The sequence below is a fragment of the Streptomyces sp. NPDC088400 genome, from assembly GCF_044753355.1.
Taxonomy (GTDB): domain Bacteria; phylum Actinomycetota; class Actinomycetes; order Streptomycetales; family Streptomycetaceae; genus Streptomyces.
Genome location: NZ_JBIVMZ010000002.1, coordinates 673,979 through 687,053, shown reverse-complemented (window position 1 = coordinate 687,053; position 13,075 = coordinate 673,979). Strand labels below are relative to the sequence as shown.

The 13,075-nt window shown below is 69.5% G+C and carries 1 protein-coding gene; it reads right to left on the bottom strand.

The window, feature by feature from the left end; translation table 11 throughout:
* Positions 1-9 precede the first annotated feature (9 nt).
* A complete protein-coding gene (locus ACIQD6_RS07285) occupies positions 10-13,044 on the bottom strand; it encodes an SDR family NAD(P)-dependent oxidoreductase (RefSeq protein ID WP_401879162.1) in 13,035 nt (4,344 codons plus the stop codon).
* Positions 13,045-13,075 lie beyond the last annotated feature (31 nt).

Below are 13,075 nucleotides of genomic sequence, written 5' to 3'. Positions count from 1 at the left end.
AGCCGGAGCTCAGATCGCCCAAGGCTTGTCGTCCACAAGTGAGAACAGCTCGTCGTCGGTCGCGTCGTCGATCTCCTCGGCGCCGGCCTTCGTCTCCGAGCCTCCGTCGCCGTCCGCCCATACGGCCAGCAGTTTCTGCAGCCGGGTGCCTACTTCGGCACGGACCATCTCGTCGGCGGGCACAGTGCCCGCCAGGATCGACTGGAGTTTTTCGAGTTCTCCGAACAGGAATCCCGCGCCGCCGTCGTCCTCCGGCATCAGCTCCGCCCTGATGTGATCCCGCAGTGCCAGGACCGTGGGATGGTCGAATACGACGGTCGCGGTCAGGTTGAGCGCGGTGGCGGAGTTGAGGCGATTGCGCAGGTCTACGGCGGTGAGCGAGTCGAAGCCGAGGTCCTTGAACGCCCGTGTCGGATCGATCGATCCGGGTGAGGCGTATCCGAGTACGGTGGCGACAGAGGTCTGTACGACATTGAGCAGCATCCGGTCCCGCTCGTCGGGCGAGAGTTCCTTCAGCCGTTCTGCCAGCTGTCCGTCGCCGGTGGCCGCGGTGTGACCTGCGGAGCGCCGCTGCTCGGTGGCGGGGACCAGGCCGCGCAGCACACTGGGCAGCGAGTCCCGCCGGCCGGCGAGCGCGCTGGTCCGCAGTGCCATCGGCAGCGCGACCGGTTCGTTGATCTGAAGTGCGGTGTCGAGGAGTTCGAGCGCGTGATCCGTCGACAGCGGCGGGAAACCCTGACGGCTGAGACGGGACACATCCGCCTCACTGAGCCGACCACCCATCCCTTCCGCCTGCTCCCACATCCCCCAGGCGAGCGACACACCCGGCAGACCCTGGTCTCGGCGGAAGGACGCAAGTCCGTCGAGCACCGAGTTGGCGGCCGCGTAGGCCGACTGACCCGCGTTGCCCACCACACCCGCGATGGAGGAGAAGAGCAAGAACATGTCGAGGTCGTCGTCCACGGTCAGTTCATGCAGATGCAACGCCGATTCGGCCTTGGCCGCCAGCACACCGGCCAACCGCTCCGGAGTCAGATCCGCGATCAGGCCGTCCTCCAGCACACCGGCCGCGTGCACAACACCCGTCAACGGAACGTCAGCGGGCACGGCATCGAGGACAGCGGACAAGGCCGTACGGTCGCTGACATCACACGCGGCGACGGTCACCCGCGCACCGAGCTCGACCAACTCGCGCCGTACGTCCTCCGCCCCCGGAGCCTCAAGACCGCGCCGAGACAGCAGGATGAGGTCCCGGACACCGTGCCGGGTGACCAGATGACGGGCCACCACCGCGCCCAGACCACCCGTACCACCGGTGATCAGGACCGTGCCACGCTCCCGCCACGGAGCCGGAACCGTCAGCACCACCTTGCCGATATGCCTCGCGTGTCCGAGGAACCGCAGTGCTTCCGGCGCCCGCGCGATCTCCCACGACGTCACCGGAATCGGACGCAGCACACCCCGCTCGAACAACTCCAGCAGCGCCGCCAGCATCTCACCGATACGCTCCGGACCCGCCTCCACCATGTCGAACGCCCGGTAGACCACACCCCCGTACTCGGCGGCGACCTCGCCCGCATCACGGATGTCCGTCTTGCCCATCTCCACGAACCGGCCACCCGGCTTCGTCAACCGCAACGACGCGTCGACGAACTCACCGACCAGAGAGTCCAGTACGACATCCACCCCGGCACCATCCGTCGCCCGGGAGAACGTCTCCTCGAAGTCGGTCGTACGGGACGACGCGATGCGGTCGGCGGCCACACCGTACTCACGCGCCACCGGCCACTTGGGCTGGCTCGCGGTCGCGAACACCTCGGCGCCCAGATGCGCGGCCAGCTGCACCGCCGCCATTCCCACACCACCAGCGGCGGCATGGACCAGCACCGACTCGCCCGGCTCCAGACCCGCCAGGTCAACGAGCGCGTAGTAGGCCGTCAGGAACACCACCGGCACCGAGGCCGCCTGCTCGAACGACCACCCCGACGGCATCCGCGCCAGCATCCGCGCATCCGTCACGGACACCGGACCGAACCCGCCGTCCAACAGGCCCATCACCCGGTCGCCCACCGCCAAGTCGGCCACACCCGGGCCGACTTCGAGGATCACACCGGAACCCTCCAGGCCCATCCGGCCCGCGTCACCCGGGTAGCGGCCCAGTACGTTCAGCACATCGCGGAAGTTGATTCCAGCGGCACGCACGCCGACCCGGACCTGCCCCGGCGCCAAGGGCGCGGGCCTCTCCGGCAGCAGGGCGACACCGTCCAGCCGACCCTGGTCGACCACATCCATACGCCACGAGCCGGCCGTACTCGCCGGCGGAACCAGCACGCCGCCCGAGGACATCCGCACCATCCGCGGCAACCACACCCGACCGTCACGGACCGCCAGCTGACTCTCCCCGGACGCGGCCCCGGATCCGGCCTCGTACGCCACAAGAGCACGGTAGGAATCCGACCCACCGTCCAGATCGGCCAGCGCGAACCGGCCGGGGTGCTCGCTGATCGCGGACCGCACGAGACCCCATATACCGGCACCCGCGAGATCGGGCTCTCGCCGGTCGGCGGCTTCGGAGACTCGGGGTGCTCCTCCGGGTGCCGCGAGTGATTCGGAGGTTCGGAGTGCGCCGGAGGCAGCACTGAGCCCGACCGCGCCGGTGGTCGACACCACCAGCCGCGAGTCGGCCAAACGCTCCTCAGCCAGCCACGTCCGCATCACGCCCAGCACATCAGTAACCCCACCAAGGAGATCACCAGATTTCGAGGTCACCGGCAGCACCACCGTGCGCGGGGGCGCGGTCCCCTCGTCCAGAGCGGCGATCAGAGCGCCCAGGTCCGCGTAGCCGGTCACCGCGACATCCGCGGCGGTCCACGCGTCCTCGACCTGCGGATCCGCCGTCAGCACGGCCCATTGACCGCGCTCGACCTGCTCGTCCCTCGTGACGGACTCGCCCCCCTTGTCCGGGACAGGCGCGGGCACCCAGTCCAGTCGGAACAGGCTGTCGGCGCTCGCGCTCGCCGAGCCGGCCTGGGCGAGGTCGGCGGCGGAAACGGGCCGCAGCACCAGGGAATCGACCTCGGCCACCGGGGCGCCGCCGGCATCGGCCACCCGTAGCTCGTACTCGCCGGTCCCTCGCGGCGACAGACGCGCCCGCACCGCCGAAGCACCCACGGCGGTCAGCGATGCGCCCGACCAGAGGAACGGCAGCATCGCGCCCTCGGTCGACCGGTCGTCCTGACCGTCCTGGCCCTTCTGGCCGTCCTGGTCGTTCTGGCCGTCCTGGTTGTCCTGGCCGTCCTGGTTGTCCTGAAGTCCGAGCGCGTGCAACACGCTGTCCAGCAGCGCCGGGTGAAGGCCGTACGCGGAGGAATCCTCGGCCGCCGCCTCGGGCAGCACCGCCTCCACGAACAGCTCGCCGTCCCGCGCCCATACACCCCGCAGGCCCTGGAACGCGGGGCCGTAGGTCAGCCCGGCCTCCGTCAGCCGCTCGTACAGACCGTCCAGCGGAAGAGCTTCGGCACCGGCAGGCGGCCAGACCGACAGGTCCCAGTCGGCGACAACGGACTGTTGCGGTACGAGACTTCCGGTGGCATGCAGCGTCCACGACCGACCGGCATCGGCGTCAGCATCGGCATGGGCGTCCTGCGGCCGGGAGTAGACGCGCAACGCACGCCGCCCCTCCGTATCGGGCTCCGGCTCATCGACGCTGACCTGCACACTGACCGCGCCGCCGCGCGGAAGAACCAACGGCGCCAGCAGCGTCAGATCCTCGACCCGGCCACACCCCACGTGGTCCCCGGCCCGGACGGCCAGTTCCACGAACGCCGTACCCGGCACCAGCACCGAACCGGCCACCACATGATCGCCCAACCACGGATGCGACCCCACCGACAACCTCGACGTCAACAACACCGCGTCCGAACCCGCCACCGACACCGCCGCACCCAACAACGGATGACCAGCAGCGCCCAGCCCCAAGCCACCGAGATCACTCACCGAACGTCCCGAACGCAACCAGAACCGCTGCCGCTGGAACGCGTACGTCGGCAGATCCACCCGCACGGCACCCGTCCCCGCGAACACCGCTGCCCAGTCGACCTTGGTACCGCGTACGAACAGCTCCGCCACCCCGGTCAGCAGGGTCTCGGCCTCGGGCAGGCCCTTGCGCAGCACGGCGACCGCCGTGTCGGCGCCGGATCCCGCGAGCGAGGCCAGCACCGGGTCCGGACCGATTTCGAGCAGCCGGGTCACCGCCTGCTCACCGATGGCGGAACTCAGGGCGTCATGGAACCGGACCGGCTGCCTGACCTGACGGACCCAGTAGGCGGCGGTCGTCCAGTCACCATCGGCGAGCGGCCTGCCGGTGACCGAACTGTCGGCCGCCAGCGTCGGCTGCCGGTAGTCGACGCTCGCAGCGATCTGCTCGAACTCCGCCAGCATCGGCTCCATCAGAGGAGAGTGGAACGCATGGCTGACCCGCAGCCGGGACACTCGACGGTCCTGCTCACGCGCGAGTGCCATCACGCGCTCGACCGCGTCCTCATCACCCGAAACCACCACAGCCGCAGGTCCGTTCACCACCGCGACCGCGATCCGCACGCCGTCCGACAGCCCGGCCAGCAGCTCCGCGACCTCGGCCTCGGAAGCCTCGATCGCCGCCATCGCACCCCCGGTAGGCAGTGCCTGCATCAACCGCGCACGACCCGCCACCAACCGAGCCGCGTCCGCGAGGTCGAACACACCGGCCGTATAGGCGGCAGCGAACTCACCGATCGAATGACCGAGCACCACATCCGGACCCGTGCCCCAGGAACGGAGCAGTTCCACCAACGCCACCTGGACCGCGAACAACGCCGACTGCGCGTACCCGGTCTGGTCGAGCAGCGCCGCCGCGTCCGAACCCTCCGCAGCGAACAACACCTCCCGCACCGGGATCTCGAAGCCCGGCCGTCCCGCGAGCGCGGCGTCCAAGTAGGAGCAGGCGTGGTCCAACGTCTCGGCGAACAAGGGGAATCGCTCGTACAGCTCACGCCCCATCGCGAGACGCTGGCTGCCCTGACCGGTGAACATCCAGCCCGTACGCCCCTCGGTCGCCACACCGGACACCACGGTCGGGTCGGCGTCGGCCAGGGCATTCACCCCAGCGCGCAGGGCCTCTTGGCCGGAACCGAGTACGACGGCTCGATGGTCGAGCACCGCGCGTGTGGCCGAGAGGGAGAGCCCGATGTCGGCCGGGTCGGCATCCTGCCCGTCGACGAAGGCAGCCAGCCGGCCGGCCTGCGCGCGCAGAGCCTCTTCGGTCCGACCGGAAAGCACCCACGGCACGGTCGGCAGCTCGGTCGTGGGCCGGTCCTCGGCCACGGCCGGGACGGTCTCGGGAGCTTCCTCGATGATCACGTGCGCGTTCGTGCCACTGATCCCGAACGACGAGACACCGGCACGACGCGGACGCTCACCACGCGGCCACTCCCGGGCCTCGGTCAGCAGCTCGACCGCACCGGTCGCCCAGTCCACATGCGACGAACGCTCTTCAGCGTAAAGGGTTTTGGGCAGCCGCTGCTCGCCCAGTGCCATCACCATTTTGATCAGCCCGGCAGCGCCGGCGGCGGCCTGGCTGTGCCCGATGTTCGACTTCACCGAACCCAGCCACAGCGGACCGGCTCCGTCGCGGTCCTGACCGTAGGTGGCGAGGAGCGCCTGTGCCTCGATCGGGTCGCCGAGCTTCGTACCGGTGCCGTGCGCCTCCACGGCGTCCACATCGGCTGTCGTCAGGTGCGCGTTGGCCAGGGCCTGACGGATCACGCGCTGCTGCGAGGGGCCGTTCGGCGCCGTCAGACCGTTCGACGCACCGTCCTGATTGACCGCGCTGCCCCGTACGACCGCCAGCACGTTGTGCCCCAACCGCCGTGCGTCCGAGAGGCGTTCGAGTACGAGAACTCCGGCGCCCTCGGCCCAGCCCGTACCGTCCGCGTCCTCCGCGAAGGACTTGCATCGCCCGTCGGCGGCCAGCCCGCCCTGCCGGGCGAACTCCAGGAAGATGCCGGGCGTGGCCATCACGGTCGCGCCCCCTGCCAGAGCCAGGTCGCATTCGCCCGACCGCAGCGCCTGCGCGGCGAGGTGCAACGCGACCAGCGCGGACGAGCAGGCGGTGTCCACCGAAACCGCCGGGCCCTCCAGGCCGAGGGTGTATGCGAGCCGGCCCGAGGCGACACTCGGGGTGCTGCCGGTCAGCAGGTAGCCCTCCGTACCGCCTTCCGGCTCGTGCATGTCGCCGCCGTACCCGTTCGCCGACACACCGGCGAACACGCCGGTGGAGGAGCCACGCAGCGAGGAGGGGTCGATCGCGGCGCGCTCCAGCGCCTCCCACGACGTCTCCAGCAGCAGCCGCTGCTGCGGATCCATCGCGAGCGCCTCACGCGGCGAGATTCCGAACAGCTCCGCGTCGAACCGCGCCACGTCCGGTACGAATCCGCCGCCACCGGCGCCGGTCACGTCAGCGAGTGCCCCGTCGTTCCAGCCACGGTCGGTGGGCAGCGGGACGAAACCGTCCCGTGCCGAGTCGACCAGGTCCCACAGCGCCTCGGGGGATGTCGCGCCGCCCGGGTAGCGGCAGCCCATGCCGACGATGACGACAGGGTCGCCGTCCTGGGCCACCGCCGTCCTCCGTACCAGCGGGGCGGCCTGCTCCACCGCCACGCCGAGGAGCCGCGTACGCAGGTAGTCCGCCAGCGCGGCAGGGTTCGGGTGGTCGAAAATGAGGGTCGCGGGCAGCTGCAGGGCGGTCGCGGCGGTGAGTCGGTTCCGCAGGTCGACGGCGGTGAGCGAGTCGAAGCCGAGGTCCTTGAACGCCCGCGCGGCGTCGATCGCCGCGCCCGAGGCATGCCCGAGCACACCGGCAACGTGGGTCTGTACGAGGTCGAGCAGCAGCCGGATCTGCTCCGCGCCGGGGAGCCCTTGGAGCCGACCGGCCAGTTCACCACCGTCTGCGGCGGGGACCTGTCCGGCGGTCCGGCGCCGCGAGGCCGTGGGGACGAGCGTGTGCAGGACGGCGGGCAGGCCGTCGCGCGCGGCGGCGAGCGCCGAGGTGCGCAGGGCGACCGGCACGGCCAGCGGTTCGTTGATCCGCAGGGCGGTATCCAGGAGCGTCAGCCCGTGGTCTGTGGTCAGCGCCGGGAAGCCTTGCTGTCGCATCCGGTTGAGGTCGGTTTCGTTGAGGGTGCCGCCCATGCCGGCGGAGTTCTCCCACATGCCCCACGCCAGCGACACACCCGGCAAGCCCTGCGCCCGACGGGACACGGCGAGGGCGTCCAGGACCGAGTTGGCAGCCGCGTAAGCCGACTGCCCTGCATTCCCCACCACACCCGCGAACGAGGAGAAGAGGACGAACGCGTCGAGGTCGTGGGACGCGGTGAGTTCGTGCAGGTGCAGAGCCGAGTCGGTCTTGGCCGCCAGCACGCGAGCCAGCCGCTCCGGCGTCAGATCCGCGATCAGACCGTCGTCCAGGACACCGGCCGTATGCACCACACCTGACAGTGGGGCGTCATCCGGAATCGTATCGAGGACACCCGCCAGGGCCGTACGGTCGCTGACGTCACAGGCGGCGATCGTGACCCGCGCCCCCAGATCGGTCAGTTCTCGTTCGAGGTCGGTCGCGCCGGGCGCTCCTGGGCCACGGCGGGAGAGCAGCAGCAGGTCCCGTATTCCGTGTTCGGTGACCAGATGACGGGCCACGACCGCACCCAGACCACCCGTACCACCCGTGACCAGCACCGTACCGGCCTCACGCCACGGCCCCGGAACAGTGAGTACGACCTTCCCGACATGCTTGGCCTGGCCCAGGAACCGCAACGCCTCCGGCGCCCGCGCAAGATCCCACGCCGTCACCGGAACCGGACGCAGCACACCGCCCTCGAACAGCTCCAGCAACGCCGCCAGCATCTCACCGATACGCTCCGGACCCGCATCCATCACATCGAACGCCCGGTAGACCACACCCGCGTAATCGGCGGCCACCTCATCCGCATCACGGATGTCGGTCTTGCCCATCTCCACGAACCGGCCACCCGGCTTCACCAGCCGCAACGACGCATCGACGAACTCACCCGCCAGACAGTCCAGTACGACATCGACCCCGGCCCCGTCCGTGGCCCGCGAGAAAATCTCCTCGAAGTCGGTTGTGCGGGAAGAGGCAATGCGCTCGGCGCCGATACCGAGTTCGCGCACAGTCGGCCACTTGGCCTGGCTCGCGGTGGCAAATACCTCCGCACCCAGATGCTGGGCGAGCTGCACGGCCGCCATCCCGACGCCACCGGCAGCAGCGTGGATGAGGACCGACTCACCGCCCTCCAGACCGGCCAGGTCAACCAGCGAGTAGTACGCCGTCAGGAACACGATCGGCACCGACGCCGCCTGCTCGAACGACCAACCCTCCGGAACACGCGCCAGCATCCGCGCATCCGCCACCGCCGCCGGACCGAACCCACCATCCAGCAGACCCATCACCCGGTCACCCACAGACCAGCCCGCAACCCCCGGACCAACCTCCACGATCACACCCGCACCCTCATGCCCCAAGCGCCCGGCATCACCCGGATACATCCCCAGCACACTCAGCACATCACGGAAATTGACCCCAGCCGCCCGCACCCCGACCCGCACCTGACCAGGACCCAACCGCCGGGGCTCCTCAGGCACCAGGGCGACGCCGTCCAGCCGCCCCTTGCCCACCACATCCATCCGCCAGGCCGAACCCACACCCACCGGAGGCACCAACACCCCACCCGAACCCATCCGCACCATCCGCGGCAACCACACCCCACCACCACGAACAGCGAACTGGCCCTCACCCACACCACCGGACAGACACCCGGCCAACACCCGCCAAGACCCATCCCCGCCATCGACATCAGCAAGAACGAACCGGCCAGGACTCTCACTCAGCGCCGAACGCACCAACCCCCACACACCCGCGCCACCCAGGTCCAGCACACCCGAAGCGGCACCCTCAGAGACCACATCCACCGCACCGGACGTCACCACCACCAACCGCGCACCAGAAAAACGCGGCTCAGCCAACCAGCCCCGCACCACAGCCAACACACCAGACACCACCTCAACCACCTCCCCCTCGGCGGCATCCAGAGGAAGCAGAACCGTGTCCGGCACGTCAGCACCCGCATCGAGAGCAGCGGTCAACGCGGCCAGATCGGCGTAATCCGTCGCCGGAACACCCAGATCCGGCACGCTCTCGCCGAGCACCGCCCACACACCCGGCTCCACGCGCTCACGGGACTCCGGTGCGGGAACCCAGTCGAGACGGAAAAGACTGTCCCGGGTCGGAGAATTCGCCGCAGCCAGATCCGCCGTCGACACCGACCGCAGCACCAACGACTCCACCTCAGCCACCGGCACACCCACACCATCAGCAACACGCAAGGAGACCTCGCCCGCAGACCGCGTGGACAGCCGCACCCGTACCGCAGCCGCGCCTACCGCCGACAGCGATACACCCGACCACAGGAACGGCAGCATCGCGCCTTCGTCGTCCGAGTCGCCAAGTCCCAGCGCATGCAGTACGGAGTCCAGCAGCGCCGGATGCAGACCAAAACCGGCCGCGTCACCGGACAACGACTCCGGCAGGGCAGCCTCGACGTAATAGTCCGCGCCCTGCCGCCACACCTCACGCAGACCACGGAACGCCGGACCGTACACCAGACCGCCATCGGCAAGCCGCTCATACAGGCCGTCCACCGAAACCGACTCTGCGCCAACGGGCGGCCACACAGCCAAATCCCAGTCGGCGACGACCGCGCCGGAGGTCAGGGTTCCGGTGGCATGCAGAGTCCACGGGTCATCAGCCTCGGCGTGCTGCGGGCGCGAGTACACCTTCAGCGTGCGCCGCTCGTCGCCCGTCTCTTCGGCCGTGTCGATGCCTATCTGGACCTGCACCGCGCCCTGCTCCGGCAGCACCAACGGCGCCTGGAGCGTCAACTCCTCGACCCGGTCACAACCGACCCGGTCCCCCGCCTGCACCGCCAACTCCACAAACACCGTGCCCGGCACCAACACCGAACCCGCCACCACATGATCGCCCAGCCACGGATGCGACCCCACCGACAACCGCGACGTCAACAACACCGCGCCCGAACCCGCGACCGTCACCGCCGCACCCAGCAACGGATGGTTCGCCGCTCCAAGGCCCAGGCCGTCGACGTCGGTGACTCCGCGCGGAGCGTCCAGCCAGTACCTCTGACGCTGGAAGGCATACGTCGGCAGATCCACCCGCACGGCACCCGCTCCCGCGAACACCGCCGCCCAGTCCACCTCCGCACCACGTACGAACATCTCCGCGACCGCCGACAGAACCGCCTCCGCCTCGGACCGCCCCTTACGCAGAACAGCCGCTGCCGTCACGTCCTCCGAGGCAGACTGAGCCAACGCGGCCAGCACCGGGTCCGGCCCGATCTCCAATAGCCGGACCACGCCCTGTACGCCCGTGGCCGTCTCAAGTGCATCGTGGAAACGGACGGGTCGACGAATCTGCCGCACCCAGTAGTCGGGGGTCGCCCAGTCCTCCTCGGTCACCAACTCGCCGCTGACGGTACTGACCGCTGGAGTGATGGGCTGCCGGTAGTCGATGCTCGCCGCGATCTGCCCGAACTCCGCCAGCATCGGCTCCATCAACGGCGAATGGAACCCATGGCTCACCCGCAGCCGGGACACGCGACGACCGTCGGCACGGGCCACCGACATGACCCGCTCAACCGCCTCCTCGTCACCCGAAACCACCACAGCCGTCGGCCCGTTGACCGCAGCGACCGCGATCCGCGCACCGTCCGACAGCCCACCCAGGATCTCCGCGACCTCGGCCTCGGACGCCTCGATCGCCGCCATCGCACCACCCTCGGGCAGCGCCTGCATCAACCGCGCACGACCCGCCACCAACCGCGCACCATCAGCCAGATCAAACACACCCGCCGCATACGCAGCCGCGAACTCACCGATCGAATGACCCAGCACCACATCGGGGCTAGTGCCCCAGGAGCGGAGAAGCTCCACCAACGCGACCTGGACCGCGAACAACGCAGACTGCGCATACCCGGTCTGATCGAGCAGCGCCGCCGCGTCCGAACCCTCCGCAGCGAACAACACCTCACGGACAGAAACCCCGAAGCCCGGCCGACCCACCAACTCGGCGTCCAGGAAACCGCAGACCTCATCCACCACCCGCGCGAACACCGGATAGCTCACATACAACTCACGGCCCATACCCAGCCGCTGGCTGCCCTGCCCCGTGAACATCCAGCCTGTACGGCCCTCCGCGACCACACCGGAGACCACGGAGCCATCACCCTCAGCCACCGCCGCGACGCCCGCACGCAACGCCGCCGAATCCCCACCCAGCACCACCGCACGATGATCAAGCAGCGCACGCGACGTCACCAACGAAAAACCAACATCACCACCGGAGAGCTGGTCCCTCCCAGCAACAAACTCCGCCAGACGACCAGCCTGCGCCCGCACCGCCCCAGCACTCCGACCCGACAACACCCACGGCACCACCGGCGGCTCCCCCACAGGCCGTTCGGCGGGAGCTTCGGCTGTGTGCGAGGTCTCGGGATCTTGCTCGGAGTCGGGCGCCGGCGCAGCGGCCTCAGGCGCGGGAGCTTCTTCGATGATGACGTGGGCGTTGGTGCCGCTGATCCCGAACGACGAGACACCCGCACGACGCGGACGCTCCCCCTTCGACCACGCACGCGACTCCCGCAACAGCCGCACGGCACCCGCCGACCAGTCCACCTGACCCGACGGCTCATCCACATGCAGCGTCCGAGGCAGCCGCTCAGCACCCAACGCCAGCACCATCTTGATCAACCCGGCAACACCCGCCGCCGCCTGGGTATGACCGATGTTCGACTTCACCGAACCCAGCCACAACGGATCGTCGGCCGAACGCGCCTGCCCGTATGTCGCCAGCAGCGCCTGCGCCTCGATCGGGTCGCCCAACTTCGTACCCGTACCGTGCGCCTCCACCACATCGACCTCGGAGGCGGACAGCCGGGCGGCGTCCAGCGCCTGGCGGATCACGCGCTGCTGCGAAGGACCGTTCGGCGCCGTCAGACCGTTCGACGCGCCATCCTGGTTCACCGCCGAACCACGCACCACCGCAAGCACGTTGTGCCCCAGCCGCCGCGCATCCGACAACCGCTCCAGCACCAGCACACCGGCACCCTCGGACCAGCCCGTACCATCCGCCCCGTCCGCGAACGATTTGCACCGACCGTCCGCCGCCAGACCCCGCTGACGCGAGAACTCAGTAAAGGTTGTCGGGATCGCCATCACGGTGACGCCACCCGCCAGAGCCGCGTCGCACTCGCCGGACCGCAGGGCCTGGACGGCCCAGTGCAGCGAGACCAGCGACGACGAACACGCCGTGTCCACCGTCACCGCCGGCCCCTCGAACCCGAACACGTACGAGATCCGGCCGGAGAAGACACTGCCCGCGTTGCCGTTTCCGAGCAGGCCTTCGACTTCCTCCGGTACGGAGGGCAGCCGTGACGCGTAGTCGTGGTACATCAACCCGGCGAACACACCGGTGCGCGAGCCGCGCAGCGAGAGCGGGTCGATGCCCGCCCGCTCCAGCGCCTCCCACGACGTCTCCAGCAGCAGCCGCTGCTGCGGATCCATCGCGAGCGCCTCACGCGGCGAGATCCCGAACAACTCGGCGTCGAACTCCGCCGCGTCATGCAGGAACCCGCCCTCACGCACGTAGGACGTACCCGCACGGTCCGGGTCCGGGTCGAACAGGGCCTCAAGATCCCAGCCACGGTCGGTCGGGAAGCCCGTGATCCCGTCCCCGTCAGTGTCGACCAGGTCCCACAGCGCCTCGGGAGACGTCACACCCCCGGGGTAGCGGCAGCCCATGCCCACGATCGCGATCGGCTCATGGTCCTTCGCTTCCACTTCACGCAGCCGCTGGCGGGTCTCGCGGAGGTCGGTGGTGAGCCGCTTGAGATACGTCAGCGTCTTCTCGTCAGTGGACACGTGAGCACAGCCCCTTTGGCACGCGTGAGGG